Raw genomic sequence first — 22,949 nt, 5'->3', positions numbered from 1 at the left:
TGGACCGGCTCGCCGCGCTGGACGCCCTGCACCGCGACGAACGGATCCTCCGCCTCGGGCTGGCCTTCCTGGTCGGCACCGCTGACCTGGACGGCACGCGGCGACGAATCCGACTCCCCCTGCTGGCCCAGCCGGTACGCCTGCACCGCGGCCGGCGCGACTACCGGGTCGTGCCGGCCGGTGACCTCGAACTGACCCCGCTGATCGAGGACCGGGAACTCGCTGCCCGGCTGGAGGCCGCACCGGGGCTGGCCGGACCGGGCTGGCTAACGGCCCCCGGCACCACCGCCTGGATCACCGCGGCGGCCGAGGCCGCCGGCGTGAAGGTGACCGACCACCGTGCGGGCGCGAGCGCCACGTGGCGTCGACGACGACGTCACCGGGGTCGCCGCGGCGGCGCTCTTCGTGACCCGCGACGTGTTCGCCGGTCGCCTCCGGGACACCCTGTTGAGCTGGGCCGGCCGGCCCGGGCTGGCGGACACCGCCCTGAGCCGGCTCTACCTCGGCACCGACGGCGACGCGGAGCCGACCGCCGACGACCACGGTGACGGGGACGAGGTGCTGTCGCCGTTGCCGCTGAACGCCGCGCAGCGGGACGTGATCCGGCGCACCAGGACGGCACCGGTGGTGGTGGTCTCCGGTGCGCCGGGCAACGGCAAGAGCCACGCCCTGGTCGCCGCCGCACTGGACACCGTGGCGCACGGCGGATCGGTACTGGTGGCCACCCAGTCGACCCACGCCGCCGAGGTGCTGGGGGAGCTGCTGCGCCGGCATCCCGGCCCACCGCCGGTGCTCTTCGGTGACGCGGAACGACGCGGAAGCATCGCCACCGAACTCGCCGGAGGCGTCGCCGTCGGCGTGGACGACGCACAACTACGCCACGACACCGATGCCGTGTCGGCCGCCCGCGACCGGGTCGACGGGGTCCGGGCCGGCATCGCCGCCGCACTGGATCAGGAACGCCTCGCCGCCACCCTGCCCGACTGGCAACCGCTGCTGCCCGCCCTGAGCCACGACGCCCCGGCGGTGTTCCAGCCGGACACCGACCTCGACGCGATCCGCGCCGCCCTGCAGGCCGCGAGCCGGCCCGGCGAGCGCTGGTGGTCCCGGTGGCACCGGTCCCGTGCGGCCCATCGACTGCACCGGCTCACCGGCGCCGGCCCGGCCGTACCCGTGTCGCAGCTACGGGCGGCGGTGGACGCCGCACACGCGGTACGTGCCGCCGCCCGACTGTCCGCCAACGGCGGCACGGACCTGACCACCGCCTGGCGGGCGTTGGTCGAGGCGGACGTCGCGCTCGCCCAGGCGGTCGGCACGGCGCTGCGGAACGAGACCGCCAGCGCGCGGCGGTGGACCGGGGACGCCCGGCGCGCCGCCAGCGGTCTGGGCACCGCCCTGCGGGCCGGACGCAACCGGCGCCGGGAACTGCTCGCCACCCTGGACGCCGAGGCGCTGGTCCGGGCACTGCCCCTGTGGGTGGGCACGGTGGCCGACGTCGAGGACCTGCTGCCACCGGCGGCCGGCATGTTCGATTTGGTGGTGCTCGACGAGGCGGCACACATCGACCAGCTGCGGGCCGCTCCGGTGCTGGCCCGGGCCCGCCGGGCACTGGTGGCCGGCGATCCACGGCAGCTGCGGTTCGTGTCGTTCGTCGCGGACGCCGACGTGACCGCGACGTTGCACCGGCACGGCCTGGACCACTACACCGACCGGCTCGACGTACGCCGGGCGAGCGCCTTCGACGTGGCGGCCGGCGCCGCACCCGTGACCTGGCTCGGTGAGCACCACCGCTGCGCGCCGCACCTGATCGGCTTCTCCGCCCGCCGGTTCTACGACGACCGGCTGGAACTGGTCACCCGGCATCCCGGCAACGAACGGGCCGACGCCATCGACGTGCTGACCGTCGCCGACGCCGCCGTGGTCGACGGCGTCAACCAGGCCGAGGTGGCGACCGTGCTCGACCTGGTCGCCACCCTCGCGGCCCGCCCCCCGCAGGGCGGCATCGCGGTGATCAGCCCGTTCCGCGCCCAGGCCGACGCGGTGGAGACGGCGCTGCTGGCGGCGTACGACGTCGACGAGATCGAACGGTTGGGCCTGCGCACCGGGACGGTGCACGCGTTCCAGGGCAGCGAGGCGGACGTGGTGATCGCCACGCTCGGGCTGGTCGACGACGACCCGCCGGCCCGGCACCGGTTCGTCGCCGAACCGAACCTGTTCAACGTCCTGGTCACCCGGGCCAGGAAACAGCTCACGGTGGTCACGTCGCTCCGGTCGCCGGAGGGCATCGTCGGCGACTACCTCCGGTACGCCGGACAACCGCTGGAGGCCACCGACGCCGCACCTCCGGACCCGACCTGTGCCGGACCGCCGGACACCACCGGCGCGCGAGCCGCCGAGCCGGACACCTGGACCCGGGCTCTCGCCGTCGAGCTGACCCGGATCGGGCTTGCCGTGCGGCCCGACTACCCCGTCGGCCGCTGGCGGGTCGACCTGTGCGTCGGCGACGACGGCCCGGTCGGATTGTGCTGCGCGGTGCATCCGGACGGCGTGGCCGCGCACGTGGAACGGCAACGCACCCTGACCCGGGCCGGCTGGCGACTGTACGACGCGTTCGCCAGCCGCTGGGCCGACGACCCGATCCGCGCCGCCCTCGACCTCGCCACCCGCATCCACGACGACGGCGGCGGTCACAGGTAGGCGAATCGGACCGGCTCCCGCAGGACGGCCACCGCGGAGTCCACGTCCGCGAGCCGTGCGGCAAGCGTGGCGGTCGCCAGCCGCTGCGGCAGGGCGGCACTGAACTTGAGCCCCGCCAGCGCCTTCTGCGTCACCTCCGGCAGACAGACCCGGTTCGACGCGTCGACCGTCGCCGCCCGCCACATGTCGCGCTCCAGGTCCGGCCGCAGTCGGATGGCAGCGTCGTCGTAGCGCTGGTTCGGATCGGCAAGTCCATCAAGGGTTGCCACCAGGGTGGCGTTGGCTCGGAAGCCAGCCCAGGTCCACCAGCGGATCTCCCCCTCGCGGTCCCGGACGATCATCGAGCCGCCCGGGTGCACCTGGGCGGCCGCCTCGTCCCGCAACTGCGCCAACCGGTTGCTGGCCCGCTGCGTGAGCCGGACCGGAGGGTCGGCTCCGAGCAGCACGTCTCGCATGGCCCGAACCATGTCGTATGACAAACCCTGCGGCGGTCCACCGCTCATCCAGAGGGCCTTCCCACCGCCCTCGGCCGGCTCGACGAAACAGCGGCGTCGTTTCCAGTCGACGTAGGTGACCCGCCAACTGCGCCCGCCGAGCAGCAACAACCGAGGGCCCTCGACCCGGGCCGTCAGCAACGCGGGATCGGTACGGCCGATCTCCGTGCGACCGGAGAGCACCGTGAACTGCGGTGGCGCGGTGAAGACCGCGAGCATGTCCATGAAGTGCCGGCGACCGAATCGCAACTCGGCCTGCGGTCCGATGAACAGCATTCCCGAATCCGAGTCGAGGTAGCCGTGTTCGACCAGGTGCCGCACGATGACGTCGGCGTTGCCGTTGAACGGTGCGAGCCCGTTCCACTCCTTCACCCACAGTTGATCACCGATTCGGCGACGTTGCAGGGCCAACGCGAGAACCTGCTGCGCGATGATGTGTCGCGGTTCGACCGGCGGGACAACCGCTTCCACCCAGCCTCGTCGCCAGAGCAGCACCAACGCGCAGGCGTGCAGGAGTTCCGAGCTGTCCAGGGCCAGGAAAAGGCAGTTGCGGGTACTGCCGGGCCGCCGCCCGGTCCGGCCGATCCGCTGTAGGAAAGCGGCGACGCGACGCGGCGCGCCGAGTTGGATGACGCGGTCGAGGTCTCCGACGTCGATGCCCAGCTCCAGGGTGCTCGTCGCGACGATGACGCAGTCCCTCTCCTGGGCGAACGCCTCCTCCGCCCGCCGCCTCTCCTCGACGGCGAGTGAGGCGTGCGAGAGAAACGTCCTGACTCCCATCGCACGCAGCCGCTGCCCCAGGTCCTCCACGAGCGCTCGGGAGTCGCAGAAGACCAACCGTTTCTCACCGCGATGCAGCGCGGCGATGACCCGGGCCGCGTTGTGCACCGAACCGACGTAGTCCACCTCGACGTCATCCGGCACCGTTGCGGTGGTCGGCGCGGCGAGGTGCGGAGCGACCACGCGGGCCGGCCGCTGGTCCCGGCCGGAGCCCTGCAACCAGCGCAGCAGATCGTCAGGGTTGCCCACCGTGGCGGAGAGGCCGATCCGCTGGATCGGTCGGCCGGCAACCCGACCCAGCCGCTCCAGCACGGCCAGGAGGTGCCAGCCACGGTCATCCCCCGCGAAGGCATGCACCTCGTCGATCACGATCGCCCGTACGCCGCGGAAGAACTCCTCGTGGTCCACCGCCTCGCTGACCAGCATCGACTCGATCGATTCCGGGGTGGTGAGCAGGACGTCCGGCCGCTCCCGCAGGATCGTGCGGCGTCGCCCCATGGACACGTCGCCGTGCCACAACGCCGCCCTCCGCCCCAACCAGCCGGCATAATTCTCGAGCCGGGGCAGCAGGTTGTTCAGCAGGGCCTTCAGCGGGCACACGTAGAGCACGCTGGTCCCCGACCAGTTCTCCTGCGCCATCCGGGACAGCAGGGGAAAGATGGCCGCCTCGGTCTTGCCGCCGGCGGTCGGCGCGAGCAACAGCGCGTCGTACCCGTCGAGCAGTGGCTGCACGGCAGCCTCCTGCAACGGCCGGAGCGCTGGCCACTGCAGCGAGTTCACCACATGGTGCAGGACGACCGGATGCAGCCGTTCGGCGGTCATCTAGAGGTCCAGAGCGACGGCATCGGCACTGGTGGCGTTGCGTTCCACGTCGGTCATCTCGGCGGCCGTCAGGGTGAGGGCGTAATGCTGCCGAGGGTCGAAATCGGTGAACTGGTCGACCCGGTCGAGCACCTCCCCCACCAACTTCTTGACGAACAGGCGAGGTGCCACGCCCACTCTGCCGCCGAGTCCGCCGGCAACGGCCTGCGCCAACTCCCGAAGGTAGTCATCATCGACCACGGCCTGGATCCGCTGCGGTGCTACCGACCCGTCGGCGTAAAGGTCCCGTACCCGGGCGCCCATCTCGACGAGGGAGTCGACGGTGAAGCCGGTCAGCCGGATCTGCACCGCGCGCGGGTTGTCGAACCGCGCGTCGGTGGTGAAGTCCACCGCGAGCCGCTGCGCCAGCGGGGCGAGCCGCTGCGCACCCTGCGGCCCGTCGTAGAAGGCCGGGGTACCGGTGATGACCAGGTACAGCCCCGGGAACCGACCGGAGTACACCTCGTCGATCAGCTGTCGAAGCGCGTTGAGGGCCTTGTCGCGGGCGTCGGAGCGGACCCGTTGCAGCGTCTCGACCTCATCGAGCACCAGCAACAGTCCCGGATGACCGCTGTCCCGCAGCACCACGAGCAGGCCCTGCAGGAAGCTGAGCGCCGCGAAGTGGTCAAGGTCGCCACGTACGCCGGCAACCCGTCGGGCCGAGGCCGCGACATGCGGCTGACCGCCGAGCCAGGCCAGCACGGCGTCAGCGGTGGCGGTGTCACCCGCGAGCGCGGCGGCGCGGTAGCCGCGAAGCGCGGCGGCGAAGGCGGGGGCGCTACGGCTGACCGTGGCCAGCCGCTGGTCCAACAGAGCGCCCACGGCACTGTCGAGTGCACCAGCGTCGTCCGCCACGACCTCGCCCGTGGCGAGGACGTCCTCTTCCAGGGCGTAGAACCACCCGTCGACCACCGCCCGCAACGCACTCGGCGGAAACGTCGCGGTGCTGAGCCGCTCGGTCAACCGCCGGTAGACGGTCTCCAACTTGTGCAGTGGCGTCTCGTTCTCCGAGATCTGCACCTCGGCAGTGGCGAAGTTGGCCCGTTTCGCCTGCTCGGCGATCCAACGGGTGAAGAAGGTCTTGCCGGAGCCGTACTCACCGCGAATCGCCTTGAACACCGAGCCGCTGGCGGCGACAGCGCTCAGGTCCTCCCCCACCGCGGTCACGAACCGGTCCAACCCGACCGCCAGGAGGTCAAGGCCGGCTGCGGGAACGGCACCACGACGCAGCGCGTCGATGACCTGCCGTCGGCGTACCGGACTGACGTCGCTCACGCGGCACCCGCCGGAAGGCCGAACTGGGTACGCAACAACGCGATGTCCAGCCGGACGCTACGGCCGTCGTCGATCTGCGACAGCACCGGGTAGTTGTCCACGTTGAAGATCCGCTGCAGGGTGGTGACGAAACCGCCGGCCCGGGCCGGTAGTTCACCGGCCCGCTGCGCCAGAACCGGGGTGGAGAGCACGCCTTTGGCCTCGACCAGCGCCCGGATTGCGGCCTCGATCTTGCCGAGGTCGACCCGGCGTGGGGTCAGCGCGTGCTGTGCCTGGAACAGCTCGGTGGTGAGCAACGCCGCGACCAGATCGACACCGGCCGCCGGCTTCCCGGTGGGGGCCGGCGTCTGCTGCGGCACGTCGAACAACGCCTCACCGACGACGACCGGGGCCTTCCGGCGGGTCCTGGGTGCGGGCGGTGGGACCGACGCGGTGTCGGCGGGAGCCTGCGGGACCTGCGCTTCCCACCACTGGGGGTGCCGCTCCTGCACCGGTGCCCAACCCTCCGGCACGTCCGCGACATTAGGCACCAGATAGGCCAGCAGCGGTATGGTCACCTCCGCGAGCGCGGCACCACCGTGGTAGCCGGCTCTAGCGGGTCGGTAGCGCAGCGACGGGTCCCAGAGAGCGACGATCCGCTGCCCGTCGGCGACCACTCGCGGCCCCCTCAACTCCACCTCTCCTGAGCCGGCCGGCTTCGGGCCGGTGCGGTGCCGGGCCGAGGCCGCGTCGTCCGTCTTCACGTGCTCGCCGCCGTATTCGAGGACATGCCCGTGGTCGCTGGTGATGAGCACCGCCCGACCCGATGACCGGGCGAGGTCGAGCAGGCTGCGCAGGAAGCCGAGATCGCCGAGTTGCCAACCGGCCTCGTCTCCGTCGCGGCCGTGGGCCAAGGACTCGTCCACCGTGTTGATCACCACGGCGACCAGGCGTTCCGGATCGGCCATCGCGACAGCGAGCTCACCGGCGAAGACCTCCCCGGCCGCGCCGCGGGAAGGCCCCTTGTGGAAAACACGCGCTCCGAGTCCCCAACGTCCCTGCGTGAACATCTGCCGCTCGGTGTCCTGCGTACCGGCGCGCAGGGCCCCGGCGAAGAGTGAGGTTCGGGACACCGCCGTCAGGGTGGGCAGTGCGGCGACGAGGGCACGGCGTTGCCCGGTGCCCGCGCCGGCAAGCGGGTCGTACTCGACCCAGTGCTGGGACAGTTCCTCGGCCAGTTCGACAGCGACGGCGGCGCTCATCCCGTCGAGCACCACGAGCAGTACCGGTCGCTCAGCGCGGATCAGCGGGTCGACGACCCGTGGGAGCAGGTTCTCCACGGTCAGCAGGTCGCCGTCGTTCCCGGGGCCGGCCGCGGCCCAGGCGGCGAGCCGGTTGGCGAAGGCACCGTCAATCTCTCGGCGGCGTTGCCGGGCCCGCTCGAACACCGCCCGGAAGGCGCCCTGAAGCTCCGGGTGCGCGTCCTCACCCGCCCAGACGTGGTGCAGTGCCCGGTCGACCCAGCCCCATTCGGCGATCTGCCGCCGCAGCCCGTCGGCGACGCTCGCCGGGGCCTCGACCTCGGTGCCGAGCCATCGGACAAGTCGCTGCGCCATCCTGACCCGGAGTACCCGCTCCGCCTCCACCTGAGCCAGCCGGTGTCCGGCGAGATCGTCGATCGCCGCGTCGAGGGCGGGGTCCGCGAGGCCGGCCACCAGCGCGCGCGCCGCCGTGGTGAGCCGCCGGGTGAAGCCGGTACGCAGAATCGGGCTGTGCTCGACGCTACCGGCCGCGTTGAACTGCACGACCAGTTGCTCGGCCCGGTCGAGCAGCGCATGACCCTGCCGCCGGACCCCGGTGTCCCGGTCGATCAGCATCGCGCCGACCATCTGCACGGCCGACCGGGCCAGCCCGTGAATCGCGGCGTCGTCCTGCAGGCCGCCGAAGTACTGGTCGACGCGCCCCTGTGCCCGTACCGCCTCGGGGGTCTCGTTGCTCCACAGCGCTTCGCAGACCAGGCCCAATGGCAACGCGTCGTTGCCACGGCCGGCGTCGACGAGCGCGAAGAGGGCCCGGGCCGGCCCACCGAACCTCTCGACCAGCCAGCAGGCGAGGCCGGCGCGCTCCTCCGCGCGCAGCAGCATGAACGCCTCGACCGCAGCCGGCTCGGCGCTCCAGCGCAGCAGCGTGGTCACGTCGAGGTCGTCGGGTCCGTCTCCCCGTCGATCGAGACCGAGACGGGCAGCAGCGAGGTGCCGCAGTGCCACCTCACGGGTGAGGACCGTGGTGGCCAGTCGCGGCCAGCCAGCCGGTGGCATCGCGTCCAGCAGGGCCGGCCCGGCCCACCGTTCCGATTCGAGCGCGGCATCGGGCACCTGCGCGCCGAAGGCGTCGACAACCAGGTCCCAGGGTTCGACGGTGATGACCCGCTGACGGAAAACTCGGCTGCGCACCCCGGGTCCCAGGCTCGTTTCGGGAATGTCCGTGAGCAGCACGAGTACCTCGTCACCCCGGTCGGCGACGAGGTGCTCCCAGATGGCGAGCGGCGAGGCGCACGCCACCACCCGAGCCTGCCGTCCGTCCGGCAGGATCAACACCGGATCGTGCGACCAGGTGGGCTCCGCAGCGATGACCATGACCGGGTGGGGATCGCCGGTGTCGTGCCGGTCGAGCTGCTGTGCCACCTTCTGACTGAGCGCCACCGGATTGATCCGCAGAGCGTAGGTGGGCGCGGGTGCCGCCGTCACGACACCACTCTCCAGCTCACCTCGATCGTGGCGCCGCCATGGGCCTCGGCGAACCTGCGCAGGTCGGTCACCACCTCGTCGATCCCGCTCGCTTCCGTACGTCGGCTGTCCCCGGCGGTCGTCGGCGTGCCCGCCGGCGCGGCTGCGGAGCCACCGCCCGTACTGACACCTGCTCCGCCACCCGGCCCGATGCCGGTGTGGCCACCCGCGACACCGCTGGTGGCCTCCCGGAGCAACGCGGTGGCGTCGTGCTGCGCCCGCCTCAGGGCCGGCACCAGCGGTGTGGTCAGTTCGTCGGCCTGCGCGGCTCGACGGAGTTCGGTCAGGATCGCCGCGCCTCGGGCCGTGTAGGGAGCGGGCAGACCGGCGATGATCTCGAACGTGTCCCAGGGCGCGGCGGCGAGCGCGGCGGTCACCTGGGCGGCGCTGCTGATGCTCCGGCCAGCGCGGTCCGCCGGTCCGCCGAGTTCAGCCTGCGCCAGCTGTTCCACCGTCTCCTTCGCGGATCGTCCGGCCGTCAGCGCGTCGAGCAGGTCGGCGGCTGCTCGCGCGGTGGCGAGGCGACCGGCCTCCCGGTCGAGCCGCAGTTGGTCGGCGTACGCGTCGAGCTGGCTGGCGAGTTGGTGGGCAGCCACACGGTGCCGGTTCGCCGCGGTGACCAGGTCCCGCCCGAAGATCGCGACGAGGCGGCCCCGACGCAGGCCCAGTGGCCGGAGACCGAAGATCGCCACGGCGCGGGCGTGGGCCGACTTCCAGTCCTCCTCGCTGGGCAGGCTCTCCTCCCGCAGCGTGTACTCGGAGGTGATCCGCCCCGGCTCGGGTGCCGGGGTGACCTGGCTGCCGTGCAGGTGGAAGGCGCGGTCGGTCTGCTCGGCGAAGGTCGCCACGACGAGTTGGGCGACGATCGGGTCGAGGCCACGGGGCTTCGGCTCGTCGATCCAGCACAGCAGGTCGGTGACCCGCAGCTCGCCGGTGATGCCCTCGCTCGCCGCCTTCTGCTGGAAGTGCTGGACCCACTCTCCCTCGGCGACGAAGGCCGCCTCGTGCATCGTGCCGAGCCGCAGCGGGTTGGCTATCCGGCGCATGGTCAGCCGGTGTGCCCGGTCGACCTCGACCCGCCCCTCGGGCGACTCGACCGCCCGCTGGACGTACCCGAAGACGGTCTTGACGTCCGGTGGTCTTACCGGGTCGCCCTTGCGGTCGGGGTCGAAGTCGGGGTGAGCCGGGTACTGGTGGCTGAGCATCTGGTCGCCGATGCTGCGCAGCGCGTCGTTGAAGGTGGCGCCCATCGGCAGTTTCGGGTCCAGCGCCCGGGTCAACGACTGCAGGTGGTCGTCGAAGCCGAGTTGCACGTCCGTCGGCTGCTTCGCGGCCAAGCCGTACGCCTGGCGCAGCACCCCGTGCATCTTGGCCAGCAACGCGCTGCGCTGGTTGGTCAGGGCGGCGTGCGCCCGCCGCCGGTCGTCCGGGTTGAGATGCTCGGCGTGGCTGTCGAAGCGCTGCCCCTCGAGCAGCTTGTCGATGATGACGAGCTTGCCCAACTCATTGCGGCGTTCCACGGTCAACGCCGCGGGGATCCAGCAGACGGTCTGGGCGTGCGTACGCGACGTCAGGTCCTGCACCCGCTGCCGGTCGTCGGCCGGCCCATGGCTGCCGTCGTCGAACGGGTAGTCGACGATCATCCGCCAGCCGTCCCGGGCACTCGGGTGGAACGCCTCGTCGCGGATGTCGTTCGGGTCGCGGACGTTGCCGTAGACCAGCTCGATCGCGCGGCGGCTGCCTCGCCAGGTCAACCCGGCCTCGGCGAAGAACGAGTCGGTCCAGGCCACGCCGAGCTGCTGCCACAGCAGCCGTTGCACCAGGTGTTTGCGGGCGCCTTCGTTGTCGTAGTGCTTGGCGGTGGCGAGCACGCTGTCGACGTCGACACCGACCAGTTCCAGCGACACCACCGGATCGTCACCCTCACCGATGCGGATCTCGGCGAACTGGCCGGCCCAGTCGGCGAGCTTGCGTGCCACCTGGGCCACCTCACCGCCGGGAATCGGGCTGGTGATGCTGCCGTGGTTGAGCGCGGAGAGTCGACGTGCGGTGAGGTTACGCAGCGCCGGCACGCTGGGGGCCAGCGCGGCGAGCAGCAGCGTCTTGATCAGACGATCGTCACCGGTGAAGGCCCGAAGCCGCCCGGCCGTGGCGCTGGCCGACTCGTCACCGCGGCGGGCCGCGTCGAGGTCGTCCTCGGTGAAACCGTACTGGCCGAGCAGGTACGGCCGCAGCTTGAGGTCGTACAGCTTCTGCGCCATCTCGAACTCGGCCTTGAGTTTCTCGGTGAAGGGCTGGTCCCCACCCCCGCTGATCACGTCGTAGAGATCCCCGAGCGGGACGAGTTGCCCGAGACGCAACGAGTCACGCCGGTCGACCAGGAGCTGTCGCATCAGCTTCAGCGCGGTCCGGGAGCGTTGCAAGGCGCTGGAGACATGCACCAGCGTCGAGAGAAACGCGGGGCTGAACGGGTACGTCGACCGGAAGGCGTCGATGTCGGCGCCGCTGCCCGCGTCGGTGCCGAGCAGGGTGTCGAAGACCTCCCGACGCACCTTCGTGGTGGCGTCGAAGGCCCGCGAGATCGCCTCGCCGGCCTCGGGGTTGCGCGGCTTGAGCAGACGGCGACGGGCGATCTCCGGAAGGTTGCGGTCCTCCAGCTTGATCACGTCGAACCGACCGCTGGCCAGGTTGAGGGTGTCCTGGTAGCTCAGCTCGTTGGCGCCGACGACCTCCTCGCCGACCAGCTCGCGCAGGTCACGCTGGCGGGCGATGAAACTGATCACCGGGATGGGGCGGCGGGTGTCACCACCCTCGACGAAGTTGGTGATCTTCTGGATCTCCCGGGAGACGAACTGCTGGTCGCCGATGGAGTTGGCCAGCCAGAGAATCAGCTCGTCGAGGAAGAGGATCAGGCCGTGGTAGCCGAGTTCCTTGGCGTGCCGGCTGATCTCGGTCAGGCCAGGGTCGAGCGAGACGAACGCCTCGGCGTCCTCCCGAGCGTTGCTGAAGAAGCCCTTGTTCCAGCTGGTCAGCAGGTCGTTGACCAACTTGCGGCGCAGTTCGTCGGAGTACGCACCGGCGAACGCCTCGTCCAACCGTTCCGGCGTCCAGAACCTCTCGCTGTCGCCCCACTCGTCCTCGACGTCGCCACCGGGCAGCCCCGCGATGAACTGGCCGTCGCCGATCTTCTCGCGCAGCGAGGCGGCCTGCTCCAGCAGCGCGTCGGTGCGGTGCACCGCCGGAATGGGCGCCTCCGGATGCAGCGCGCGCACCCGGTCGACGTAGCCACCGAGCACCCGCTGCTCCAGCGAGCGGGCGTCGAGCAGGTGGTACGGAATGAGCAGGAAGCGCCGGCCGTCCAGCCAGACGCTGTGCTTGGCGACCAACGGGGCCAACTCGTCCCGGCCCCGGGCGGCGGACTCGCCGCGCAGCAACGCGTGCAGCACCGCCATGAAGTGCGACTTGCCGGAACCGAAGGAACCGTGCAGGTACGCGGCCTTGGACGCGTGGCCTTCGACCGCGGAACGGATCAGCCCGAGCGCCTCGTCGAAGTTCCCCAGCAGTCGATCCGTGATGACATAGTCACGCAAGGTCGCATCGGCGTCGGCGACGCTGTCGGCGAGCTTGAGCACGAAGTCACTGGTGCTCGTGCGTTCGGGGATGTCGATGACGTCGCGGAGCAGCGGAGCGGAGGCGGGCGAGGACATGCCGCTACCGTACCGACGAACGTCCGCGGCCTTGCCACAAGGCACGCGAACCTCTTGGCAGACAGACCCCTCGGCTCATTCGGGTTAACCGGGCACCGGAATCGCGTTAGCCGCGGGAGGACACGGAACGGCCGATCATGGGGTGGACAGGCGGATACCTGGCACGGTAGGACAACACGAAGGCCGCGCTCTCGCCCCGCTCGCCCCCGACCTCGTGGTGGAACTGCATCTCTCGTGATCGCCCGGGTCAAGCTTGAATCCGTCCTGGCAGCAACGAAGAGGTTTGCTTGATGCATGTCGACAGGATCGAGAGATCCATCGGGAAGTTGATCGAGGAGATCTCGAATGCCGAGATCCTGCTTCCGGAGATTCAGCGGGAGTATGTCTGGAAGCCGACACAGGTCGCGAAGCTGATGGACTCCATCTATCGGGGGTACCCCTTCGGCTCGCTGCTGTTCTGGGAGACCGATGACGTCCCCGAGACTCGAGACATGTCGGTCAGCGGACCGGAACCCACGCCTTCGAAACCTCCGTTGTTCCTCCTGGACGGCCAGCAACGACTGACGTCCCTGCACCGGGTCTTCACCGATCACCCCGACGCGCAGGTCGTCTTTCACGTGGAGAACCAGAAGTTCCAGAACCAGAGTGCTGCGACCCGCCGCGACCCGAAGTGGGTCAAGGTGGCAGATGTGCTCGATCCGAAGGCCAGCATGCTGCGCCTGACTCAACGGCTGCTCGACGCCGGCTCCACCCTCGAAGACCACGAAATTGAGGATCGGCTCGGCCGGATCAAGCAGTTGCGCAACCGACACTTCGTGATGGAGGTCCTCAAGGGTTTTCCGTACGAGGAGGTCGCGGAGATTTTCGTCCGGGTGAACAGTGGTGGCCGGCGCCTCGGCACCCTCGACCTGGCAATGGCGACCCTGTCGACTCGTTGGAAGGGTGTGCTGACCAAACTGCAGGACGAGTCGCAACATTGGCTGGGCCACGGCTACGGGCACATCGACGTCAACTTTCTGTCCCGCGCCCTGGCCGGTGTGGTTCTGGGTCGCGGATTGTCCGTCTGGTCTCACAGCAAGCTGCGGCAGACCGGAGACACCGAGCTCGAACGCGGCTGGGAGGTGGTCAAGCGGGGCCTGCGACGACTGATCCCGCTGCTGGAGCGCGAGCTGAAACTGACCCGATCGGACCCGCTCCCCTCAATGATCGTGCTGATTCCGTTGGTCGTGCTTCTCGGCGAGCGAAGCGAGGACACAGTCGACGAGGAGACCTCCAAGGGGATCATCTACTGGCTCTTGTTGGCCACCATCCGGACCCGCTACAGCGGCTCCACCGATACCAGGCTAAGCCAGGACATCCGGTCCGCCCGCCAACCTGACCCGGTCCGGGCGCTTCTCGAGGGCCTCAGCGTGGAGAACTCCCGCGCCGAGGTGACCGAACGGGCGCTCCGGGGGCGGACGAAGGAGAGCCCGTACTTCTTCCTGAGCCTGCTCGTGGCCAGAGCCCGCGACGCCCGCGACTGGTGGTACGGCACCGACATCCTGCCGGACACCGAGGACGCTCCGAAGCTGGAGCACCACCACGTGCACCCGCCGTCGACGCTCGACGATCCCCGCTTCGACAAGGCCATGGTCAACGACCTTGCCAACCTGGTCTTCATCTCCGCACAGGCCAGCAAGAAGATCAACGGCCGCACCCCAGCGGAGTACTTTCCCACCCTGCACGAGGACGAACTGAGGCAACACCTCGTCCCCGTGGACGTGGCGCTGCGCAGCCCGGACGGCTATCCGCGTTTCCTGGATGCTCGACGGCACCTTCTCGCGGAGGCGATGAACGCCCTGCTGGACCGATTCCGTCCCGCCTTTCTTGACGAAGTACCGGTCGAGAACGCCGATCCCAGCGCCGGGCTCGCGCTTGACCTCGCGCTCTATGGCAGTCTTCGCGACGGAGGTCGGATCGTCTTCACCGCGTCCGGCGACGGCATCGCCTGGGTCGGATGGGCCAACATGGCCGAGTTGGACAGCGCCATCGAGTCCGCCCGGATAGCGGGCATCGACAGCGACGTGACGATCGCCGGCGAGTCGGTCCCCGTGGAGATGCTCGAAGACTCCCTGCAGATCACCATCGGCCCGTTCCTGGTAACCGGAACCCCGGAGGAGTGGCGGACGGTGTTCGACCGGGAACTGGAGACATCGCAGCCACTGTCCTCGCTGCCCCCAGTCGAATCGAAGCGCTGGGACAGCGAGCCGGTGCGGTTCCCTGTCACAAGCACGGACTGACCGAAGAGGAGATCTGGTGGCGACAGCATGGATCGTACGGGCCGGCCGTGACGACAGTTACGACGAACTCGCCTTGGACAAGAACCTGATCGCGGTTGGTTGGTCCGCTGCGGGAGACCTCAGCACCACCACATCGCCCATCGAGATCCGCAAGCGGGTCCGGGCTGCGTACCCGGAGGTCGAGCAGCGCGCGGTGGAAAGCTACACCGTTCAGTTGGTCGCGTTTCGGTCGAAGATGTCCACGGGTGACATCGTGTTGTTCCTGCGGCGCACCAGCCCCGACGTCGCCGTCGGTCGGGTGAACGGACCATACGAGTATCGGATGGACCTTCCCTCGGGCATCCGGCACGCGCGAGCTGTGACGTGGGCCCGCACCGACGTTCCTCGGGCGTCGGTAGAACGGGAGCTGCTCGCTCTGCCCTCCCTGACCACGGTCTATCGGATCAATCAGGCGGAGAGCGTTGGGCGTCTCGAACGTCTACTTGAGGCCAAGGCGATGCCGACGCTCGATCCCCCGACGAAGCCCGACCCGGCCGACCCGCCGCACCAGGACGCCGAATCGGTCCCCTTCGCGAACCTCCGGCGGAACCTCGACTACGCTCGCAGCCTCGCCACCGCCGGTCAACACCTGGACCAGCTCAAGGTCGGAGCGTTCGAGGTGTCGGACGTGTACCGGGCGGCGTGGGTGCAGAGCGTCGCCGCGCTCGACCACTGGGTCCGGCAGGAGGTTCGCGCCCGGATGCTGCAACTGGTCGCCCGACCGGAGGTCCCGAAGCCGAAGGGCTTCACGTCCTTCTCCATCTCTCTGGGCCTGGTCGAGCAGGTCCAGGCCGGCACGAGGACGCTCGTGGAGGCGCTGGACCAGCAACTGCGTGAACAGGGTCACCTGGTCTACCAGAATCCCGACAAGATCCGTGACGGCTTCGGTCTCGTACACGATGTCAAGGGTTTCTGGGATCGCGTGGCACAGATACTCAACGAGCAGAGCGGGGACGATGTCTCCTTCACCGGCAAAGACGTGCAGGAACAGATCCGGCAGATCGTTCAGCGCCGGCACAAGATCGCTCACGAGTACGACGAGGACCCGGACGACGTGACTCAGAAACGCCCGATCGACGGCGCCGGCACCACCCAGACCATCGATTACATCGAGCAGGTCGCCGCCGCGATTCTGGAGGTGCTCAACAACGGCAATCCCTGAACCGGCGGAGCGCGGGCGACCTACTCCTCGTTGACCAGCTCAGCGATGCGCGTCTGCACGGCAGGTTCCAGTGGGCGCAGGGTCGTTGCGGCTGCCTGACCGCAGAAGTAGCCCTGCACATGGTGAATCCCGAGTTCGTAGACCTGTCGAAGGGTGACCGGCGCCTCGTCGTCGAAGCCTTCGAGGATGACGGCCCGGGGGTTGGGTGCCTGGCCCAGGCTTCTGGCGTAGCCAGCCACCTGGACGACGAGCGCGAGTTCCTCAAGGGCCATCGGGTGGTGCAGCACCGCGCGGTCCACCTTGATCTGGGTCAGATGCAACTCGGCCATGCGGGCCAGGGAGGCGTACCCAACGCCAAAGTCGTCCACCGCGAAGTTGATCTTGAGGTCGGTGGTGAGCTTGGTCAGTCGGGAGTGGAAGTACACCAGGTGCTCCTGCGGCCAGTGCTCACCCGGGCCGGGCTCGATGGCGTCCCGCTCGGAGATCTCCAGGGTGAGTACGCGCGGGTTCAGACTCGCCTCGTACAACGCCTTGGTCACCTGGTGCAGGTAGGAGTCGCTGAGCAGCGAGCGGACGGCGACGTTGATAGAGAGCGGCTTGGTGCCCTGCCATTCCGACTCCGCGTCGGCCTGCGCGTACGAGTGGATGGCCTTGCTGGCGAGCAGCGCGTCGCGTTCGATGATGAACCGGTCTCCCCAGTCGTGGGCCAGGTTCAGCAACCGCAGCGGCGCTCCGCGTTGCTGGTCGCCTCTGCGGGCAAGCGCCTCGTAGCTCTGGACGCTGACTCCGGACGGCCGTTGGTCCAACTCGACGACGGGCTGAAACACCATGGTCATGCTGCTCACCAGTGTCTGATACAGGCTGAACGCGTGCTCGTAGAGGACGAGAGGCAACCGGCCGAAGGAGGTACGCAGCGCGGTCAGCACCCGCATTTCCGCCTGCACCGGATCGTCGAGCGGGTTCGATTCCCAGATGGCGCGCAGCATGACAGCCAAGGGTTCACCCATGTCAAGCCGGGCCAAGGCCGGATCAACCAACACCAGGGTGAGAGTGTGGTCGCCCTCGTATGACAGGGGCACGCAGAACAGTTGACGCCGGCTGTCCTGCGAGACCACGTAGCCGGGGATGGTCGTGCGGTACTGCACCGCTGCCCGGGTAGCCATGTCCAGCAGGGGTGACAGGAAGTCGCTGTCGAACCGCTGCGTCCAGTTGACCTTACGGTGGCCGCTCCCGGTGAGCGTCACAATCGCGGCGGACTCAGCGTCGAGGGCGTGCCGGATGATCTCCAAACGATCCTCAGTTCCGCCCTGCTGTCGCGGCTGTCTCGACTCGCCGCGAAACACCCGGGCCAGCAGTTGAAGTATCGAGTTGACCTGATCCTCCAAGGGATTCCGACAGAGCCGAGTGCTGCCGGAGGTTGCCGACGCCACCTGCGGCTTGTCGTGACGGGACACCGGCGGTTGGGTGAGTGCCCCGGCCGGCCCCCAGGTCTGCATGAGCCGCACGGGAGGCGGGTCGATGTCCTGCCGAGCCACGAAGTCGGCCATCCCGGCGAAGGAGACGCGTCCCCGCTCGTCCCCGGCCGCGCCGCGCAGTGCCCGGAGCATGTGGTAGGTCAGCACGCCGTGCTGGTGTTGTTCACTTTCGCGGGCAACCTCCCCACGCTGGCAGGCCATCAACGCGCTGTGCCGGTCGACCCGGGTGTGATAGGTCCGCATCGCCTCGGTGTGCGGTTGTCCGGCGTCGAGGTCAGAGCCGGTCTGGCAGCAGTCCAGCACGAGCAACGAGGTACCGGCGAACATCTCGAAGACGTCCTGCCGGAGAAACGACATCCGCAGGCCCCGGTCAGGTTCGAGGGCCAGCATTTCCGCGTCGAGATCCGCAGTGACCAGGTACGCGTCGTCCGGCAGGCTCCACTCCGGTACGAGGGAGTGGCCTGCGAAGAAGACCAGTAGGACATCGGACGGGCTGGCCTGGATGGCGATCTCCCGCAGCGCCTTCCTGATCGTCGACGAGGTGGCCGCCGCGCCCGTGTACAGAAGCACCTCGCCATCGTGGAAGGTGCCGATTTCCTCATCGAGCAGGACCGCGCGCATCGCCAGCGCGTCCTTCTCCGCGAAGCGCAGGGCCCGCACGTTGACGCCGGGGCCACCCTCGTTGACACCGATCAGGACCGCCCACCGCTTGGCCGTCGCCATGCCCAGAACCCCCGAGGTGCCATCCGTCGCACAATGACAGTGCGGAGCCGGAAAAGTGCTCTGGGTGACCCTATCGTGAGCAGCAGGGAACGTGAACGCTGATCGCAGAGTCAGAAAGCCGTCACCGAACCCACGTAACAGAATTGGCACGTGCCGCTGGTCGCCGCCCTGGAGCGCAGCAAGGCAGGCCAATTCACGGCTACCGGTTCGGTCGGTTGAGATAGCTACGTGCCAACCGGACGAGAGCAACCGCGATCGTGCCGACAGCAGCAACGGCGGCTGTCGCCGTCGCCTCGCCACCGATCAGCGCGAGTACGACCAGGACGACGAGCGCGATCGCGCCAATCACAAGCGTTCGAGTGATGACCGCCTCGGCCAACTCATTCCCCTTGGCCTTATCCACCCTGCCCATCAGCGTCTCCCGACCCTCACCGCCACGACCAGAACAACAGACGGGGGGCGCCAGGGCTCCAGTTCATGCACCAGACGAAAGAGGTTTGCGTGAGGTGGTATTCACGGCGGACATTCGACGGTGAGGATGTGGCGGGGGGATGCCATGAGCGGCGAACTCCAGTGGTCGGCGCTTCCGGAGGCCAGACAGGCTGCTGCCGTAGGCGACTTCGGCACGCTGCTGCGTGTCGCTCGTACTGCGGCGCGGTTGACCCTGGCCGAGGCTGGTCAACGGTGCGGCTACTCGGCGGCGACGTTGTCCCGGATCGAGCGGGGCCGGCAGCGGCTCACCGACGTCACAGTCCTGCGACGACTGGCAGCGATCTTCGACATCCCACCCGAACTCTTCGGGCTCACGGACATGAACGGCCCCGCAATCCACCAATCCGCCTCGCCGATCGATAAGGTGCGCGGTAAAGCAGCGCGGCGCGAGGTGGGAGAGGATTCAGTGCGACGGCGTGAGGTGCTCGGCGGACTGGCCGGCCTGGTCGGCTCGACACTCTCCGGAAGCACGCCTGCGCCGACCCCGCCCGACCGGGTAGTTGCCAGCCTGGAAGACATCCTCCTCGGTCACTGCCCGCCACCGACCGGCCCGATCGACCCTGACCGGCTGCGGACCATGCTCGCTCATGCCTGGTCCGATTTCCGCGCATGCCGGTACACCAGGCTCTCAGCCCGGCTGCCACAGTTGGTTTCGGCGGCAACCGCCAGCCACTCGTTGGCGGCCGATGGACAACGCCCAAGCGCCGCCGCGACCCTCGCCCGGACGTATCACCTGACCACTCAGGTGCTGGTCAAACTGCACGAGGACGGGATGGCCTGGTCGGCGATGGACCGCGCCAGACATGCGGCCCGGGAGGCGGACGATCCGTTGCTGTACGCCGAGACAGCACGCATGACTGCGATCGTGCTGCGGCGCACCCGCCACGGGCAGCGCGCCCAACAAACCCTGATCGACGCGGCGCAGGCCCTCGACAAATCGACCCGGCTCCGATCACCTCAACAGGTTGCTGCCTACGGCCGGCTGTTGGCGACGGCCGCCTACACGGCCGCGCTCACGGATCGTCGAGACACCGCACAGGAGTTGCTGCACGAGGCCGACGAGGCAGGGCGTCGCAATGGCGACCGCGGCGAGTTCGCAGACGTCGACGTGATGCTCTACCGAATCAGTGTCGCCCGGGTGCTCAACGACTTCGGAGCAGCGGTGCAGTACGCCCGCGAACTGCGCCCCGATCAGCTGGGCACCGTCGAGCGACGCGCCCGCTACTGGGAGGACTATGCCCTGGCGTTGCACGGGCGTGGGGCATACCCGGAGTCGTTTCGAGCGCTGCTGGCCGCCGAGCGGATCGCGCCGCAGGAAGTCCGGTACCGCCCATGGGCGCAGCACCTCACCGTGGCCCTGCTCAACGCAGACCACCGGCAGGTGCTACCCGACCTCAAGAACTTCGCCGTTCGTATCGGTACGCCGCTGTAGAACACGCGATCAAAGGCGAGGATGCGCGTCCTCGATGCGCTCAGCCTTGACGTACGCGAGAAGGTTGGCTTGGTCGGTTGCCGGCAGGGCCGCGAACGCGGCGTAGGCAACCCCCCGCGCATATGGCGTCTCCGTGGCCAGCAACCCGATGATGGCGGCCCAGGCGAGCGACACCGAATGGAACACCCGGTCCTCGCGCAAGGCGGTGAGCCTGCTCAACTCGCCCAGCCTGGTCGCCGCGTCGTCGTCCGTCCTGGCGCGGTCGACAAGCTCGAACACGGCCTTCCCCCGGTACGCTCCACCGCTCCTGGCCAACTCCGCCAGCTCCGCGTTTCCCATCTGCCGCACCGGAGGTGGTGTGAGGTTCGGCGGCTGGGGCACGGTCATGGTTCTTCTCCAAAGATCTTTGCGTACTCTTCGCGGATCAACTGGTTCAGTCGCTCGACGGAGTCGCGGTCACCGATGGACTCCGCGTACCGAATCTCCTGCTGGTAGGCCCGCACCTCGTTCTCGTAGCGCACCACCGGGTCTTCGAACCAGCCTCTCATCCCGACCCAGCCCGCGGCCTGGTCCTCGCGGAGATGCTGCATCTCGTGCAGCAACGCACCGTACGAAGCATCCGGGTCGAGAATCAGGTGCCCTGGCTGCCCCGGTGACGGGCTGGGTCCGTACGCCAATCCACCCTTCCGGAAGGTGATCTCGACACCCAACTCGCGCGCCTCCTGAATCGCGGCATCCCACTGCTCCGGATGGGTCTCGCGGGCCGCGCCCCACTTTCGCAGCGGGTCGGCGTCGGAGTGCAGCAGATGCGTGTCGCGGGCGGGTGCCTGCGGTGACGCCGACCCCCGGTCGGTGAGACGACGCAGAGTGGCCTGCAACTCGCCGATGAGCCCGCTGAGGCGACGCAGGATCGGCGCCAGCCGACGCAGGCTGCTGATCAGGCCGTGCAGTAGCCGGGTGATGCGCGCCACCCACTTGGCGGCAAGGGTGGTTACCTGGGTGACGACCCAGGGAGTGGCCAACCCCAGCGTGACACCGGCCTCGGCCAGCCACACCCACAGCCGTACGGCCAGCACCGACACAAACTCGGCAATGAGGTCGCGGACGAGTTCGCGGACCAGGGCGACGAGCAGCCCGGCACCGGTGGTGATCTCGGACATGGCGTTGGCGGCCCGGGCGAGTGCGTCCAGTACGGCCTGCTGCTCCTGGCTGTGCCGCCGGTAGGCGGCGGATGCGGCGCCGGTCCAGCCGGCGACCTGCCGGTTTACGGCGTCACCGAGGGTGACACGGGAGTCCCCGACCGCAGCGGTCACGTTTCGCCACGTCTGGGCGTACGCGGCGATCTGGTCGGGGTCGCCGGCCAGTTCGTCGAGAGTGTCTGAGAGCGGTTTGACGTGCTCGATCAGCCAGCCCACACCCCATGCGACGAGTTGGCCCAGCGGGTCGGTCACGAAGGCGAGGGCGTCCATGGAGACGGCGAACCCGCCGATCGCCGTGTCGATCCATCCGCCTCCGGCGTAGCTCGCCAGCAGACCGTCGATGTCTTCGGCGATGAACACGCCGCTGAGCGCGGTGGTGCTGTCCTGGCGGGGCGCGATGAGCGGGTTGGCCGGCTCGCTCACCGCCCGGCTCCGTGGCCGAAGTGAGCGGAGACCTCCTGATCACCGCTCTCGTACTGCCTCGCGGCGGCACGCAGGTCGTCAGCCGTACGCTGCAATGCGTCGGTGGCCTCGCTCAACGCGCTGATCGTGGCCTGCTGGACCGGGTCGAGCAGGCTGGGGATGAGCTGGCACAACCGACCGTACGCATGCCGGCCGAGTTGCACCGATCCGGCTGCTCGCCGGCTTTGATCGACCATCTCAGCGACCTCGTCGACACTGCTGGCGTGCCGGCGTAGCGCCTGGCTGTCGACCTCGAAGCCCGACTCACCAGCCACCGCGCTCCCGCCGCGAGTCGTCGCGTCCCTGCTCGCGTTCGTCATCGACCTCAGGAAAACGCTCGGCGTAGCTGGCCACGATCGCGCGTGCGGTCTCGGAGTTGGCGCCGACAGTCCGCCCGGCAATCTCGGCCACCGCTGCGGAAAGACGGCCCTGGGCCCGACGCATCGTCGTCATGATCTCTGCCGAGATCCTCGCCCCGGACCAGTTCGCCACCCGGTCGTCGATCCGCAGGTCGGTGACGATCCCTGAGCCAGCGACCGTCACCTCCATCGCCCCATCACCGCCGGTGGCGGAGACTGACAGGCCAGCGACTCGCTGCGACATCTCCTGCGCCTGCACGGCCCGCTCCGACATGGACGCCGCCCACGATCGGGTCCACTCCTCGGCCGAATCTGCCACCCTGTCAAAAGATACATCCATCAGCGCCGCTCCCCGTGACGATCACGATATCCACAAAGGATAGTCCGAACCTACCCCTGTTCACATCTCGGCCATCCCAGGGGTAGGTCATTGCCGCCCCTGACAGAAGCGGTGACGGTAGCGCCAACGCCGGCCGCCCTCGTCACACCACCTTCCGCCAGATTGGTCATCAACAAAGCAATGGCCAACCGGTGCCAGGTTTGCAACATAAGCACTGCGTCAACAAGAGTCGACGTCAGGTATCGCACGGCCTACCCGGATCACATTCATCGACGTTCGCGCGCGGTTGAACGCGGGACAGGGCCATCTGCCTACAGGTTCTCATGGCCCAAACCACCGCGAACGCCCGGTCCTGCTGCACCGCCGCACAAGATCAGGTACCGACTCGACGTCTTTGGCTTGCGACAG

General features: G+C 69.1%; 14 protein-coding genes. 4 read left to right on the top strand and 10 right to left on the bottom strand.

All coding sequences use genetic code 11. The annotated features are described in order from the left end of the window. Window positions 1-339 precede the first annotated feature (339 nt). Window positions 340-2,697, top strand: coding sequence for an AAA domain-containing protein (locus tag V5O40_RS01615; protein WP_408631816.1), 2,358 nt, complete (start codon window positions 340-342; stop codon window positions 2,695-2,697). Here the strand turns inward: V5O40_RS01615 and V5O40_RS01610 are convergent. Genes V5O40_RS01610 through pglY form a run of 4 tightly spaced genes read right to left on the bottom strand, consistent with a single transcriptional unit; the run spans window position 2,688 to window position 12,579 of the window. Next, a complete protein-coding gene (locus V5O40_RS01610) occupies window positions 2,688-4,793 on the bottom strand; it encodes a DEAD/DEAH box helicase (protein ID WP_332903748.1) in 2,106 nt (701 codons plus the stop codon). The two genes, V5O40_RS01615 and V5O40_RS01610, sit on opposite strands and share 10 nt — an antisense overlap. Continuing rightward, complete coding sequence (gene brxD, locus V5O40_RS01605) at window positions 4,794-6,107, bottom strand: BREX system ATP-binding protein BrxD (protein WP_332903747.1); 1,314 nt, start codon at window positions 6,105-6,107, stop codon at window positions 4,794-4,796. Next, complete coding sequence (gene pglZ / locus V5O40_RS01600) at window positions 6,104-8,833, bottom strand: BREX-2 system phosphatase PglZ (protein ID WP_332903746.1); 2,730 nt, start codon at window positions 8,831-8,833, stop codon at window positions 6,104-6,106. Before pglZ ends, brxD begins: the two co-directional genes overlap by 4 nt. Then, complete coding sequence (gene pglY, locus V5O40_RS01595) at window positions 8,830-12,579, bottom strand: BREX-2 system ATPase PglY (RefSeq protein WP_332903745.1); 3,750 nt, start codon at window positions 12,577-12,579, stop codon at window positions 8,830-8,832. Before pglY ends, pglZ begins: the two co-directional genes overlap by 4 nt. A gap of 326 nt (window positions 12,580-12,905) precedes the next feature. Between pglY and V5O40_RS01590 the strand changes: the two genes are divergently transcribed. Continuing rightward, window positions 12,906-14,858 (top strand): GmrSD restriction endonuclease domain-containing protein, encoded by a 1,953-nt coding sequence (locus V5O40_RS01590; protein ID WP_332903744.1) that lies wholly within the window; start codon window positions 12,906-12,908, stop codon window positions 14,856-14,858. Between the two features lie 16 nt (window positions 14,859-14,874). Next, window positions 14,875-16,059 carry a restriction endonuclease gene (locus V5O40_RS01585; RefSeq protein ID WP_332903743.1) on the top strand — a complete coding sequence of 395 codons (1,185 nt, stop codon included), beginning with the start codon at window positions 14,875-14,877 and terminating at the stop codon, window positions 16,057-16,059. Between the two features lie 20 nt (window positions 16,060-16,079). On the opposite strand, the gene V5O40_RS01580 is transcribed toward V5O40_RS01585, so the two are convergent. Beyond that, entirely contained in the window at window positions 16,080-18,257 is a 2,178-nt protein-coding gene (locus V5O40_RS01580) for an EAL domain-containing protein (RefSeq protein ID WP_332903742.1), read from the bottom strand. 199 nt (window positions 18,258-18,456) lie between these two features. Continuing rightward, complete coding sequence (locus tag V5O40_RS01575) at window positions 18,457-18,669, bottom strand: hypothetical protein (protein WP_332903741.1); 213 nt, start codon at window positions 18,667-18,669, stop codon at window positions 18,457-18,459. Between the two features lie 144 nt (window positions 18,670-18,813). Between V5O40_RS01575 and V5O40_RS01570 the strand changes: the two genes are divergently transcribed. Then, window positions 18,814-20,181, top strand: coding sequence for a helix-turn-helix domain-containing protein (locus V5O40_RS01570; RefSeq protein WP_332903740.1), 1,368 nt, complete (start codon window positions 18,814-18,816; stop codon window positions 20,179-20,181). Window positions 20,182-20,190: 9 nt separating this feature from the next. On the opposite strand, the gene V5O40_RS01565 is transcribed toward V5O40_RS01570, so the two are convergent. From V5O40_RS01565 to V5O40_RS01550, 4 genes are read right to left on the bottom strand one after another with little or no spacing between them, the layout of a single operon-like run. Next, complete coding sequence (locus V5O40_RS01565) at window positions 20,191-20,568, bottom strand: hypothetical protein (RefSeq protein WP_332903739.1); 378 nt, start codon at window positions 20,566-20,568, stop codon at window positions 20,191-20,193. Next, window positions 20,565-21,803, bottom strand: coding sequence for a WXG100 family type VII secretion target (locus V5O40_RS01560; protein WP_332903738.1), 1,239 nt, complete (start codon window positions 21,801-21,803; stop codon window positions 20,565-20,567). The genes V5O40_RS01565 and V5O40_RS01560 overlap by 4 nt, the downstream gene beginning before the upstream one ends. Next, window positions 21,800-22,117 (bottom strand): type VII secretion target, encoded by a 318-nt coding sequence (locus tag V5O40_RS01555; RefSeq protein ID WP_332903737.1) that lies wholly within the window; start codon window positions 22,115-22,117, stop codon window positions 21,800-21,802. Before V5O40_RS01555 ends, V5O40_RS01560 begins: the two co-directional genes overlap by 4 nt. Further along, window positions 22,107-22,460 carry a YbaB/EbfC family nucleoid-associated protein gene (locus V5O40_RS01550; RefSeq protein WP_332903736.1) on the bottom strand — a complete coding sequence of 118 codons (354 nt, stop codon included), beginning with the start codon at window positions 22,458-22,460 and terminating at the stop codon, window positions 22,107-22,109. Before V5O40_RS01550 ends, V5O40_RS01555 begins: the two co-directional genes overlap by 11 nt. Window positions 22,461-22,949: the final 489 nt, after the last annotated feature.

It is taken from the genome of Micromonospora palythoicola (genome assembly GCF_036689795.1).
GTDB lineage: Bacteria > Actinomycetota > Actinomycetes > Mycobacteriales > Micromonosporaceae > Micromonospora > Micromonospora palythoicola.
Note: the sequence above shows the minus strand (reverse complement) of the source record. Positions and strands in the feature narration are given on the sequence as shown.

What these genes read in the sequence shown, in the direction of transcription:
- V5O40_RS01570 (WP_332903740.1), top strand. Translation starts at nt 18,814, where the DNA reads ATGAGCGGCGAACTCCAGTGGTCGGCGCTTCCGGAGGCCAGACAGGCT.
- V5O40_RS01580 (WP_332903742.1), bottom strand. Translation starts at nt 18,257, where the DNA reads ATGGCGACGGCCAAGCGGTGGGCGGTCCTGATCGGTGTCAACGAGGGT.
- V5O40_RS01575 (WP_332903741.1), bottom strand. Translation starts at nt 18,669, where the DNA reads ATGGGCAGGGTGGATAAGGCCAAGGGGAATGAGTTGGCCGAGGCGGTC.
- pglY (WP_332903745.1), bottom strand. Translation starts at nt 12,579, where the DNA reads ATGTCCTCGCCCGCCTCCGCTCCGCTGCTCCGCGACGTCATCGACATC.
- V5O40_RS01610 (WP_332903748.1), bottom strand. Translation starts at nt 4,793, where the DNA reads ATGACCGCCGAACGGCTGCATCCGGTCGTCCTGCACCATGTGGTGAAC.
- V5O40_RS01565 (WP_332903739.1), bottom strand. Translation starts at nt 20,568, where the DNA reads ATGACCGTGCCCCAGCCGCCGAACCTCACACCACCTCCGGTGCGGCAG.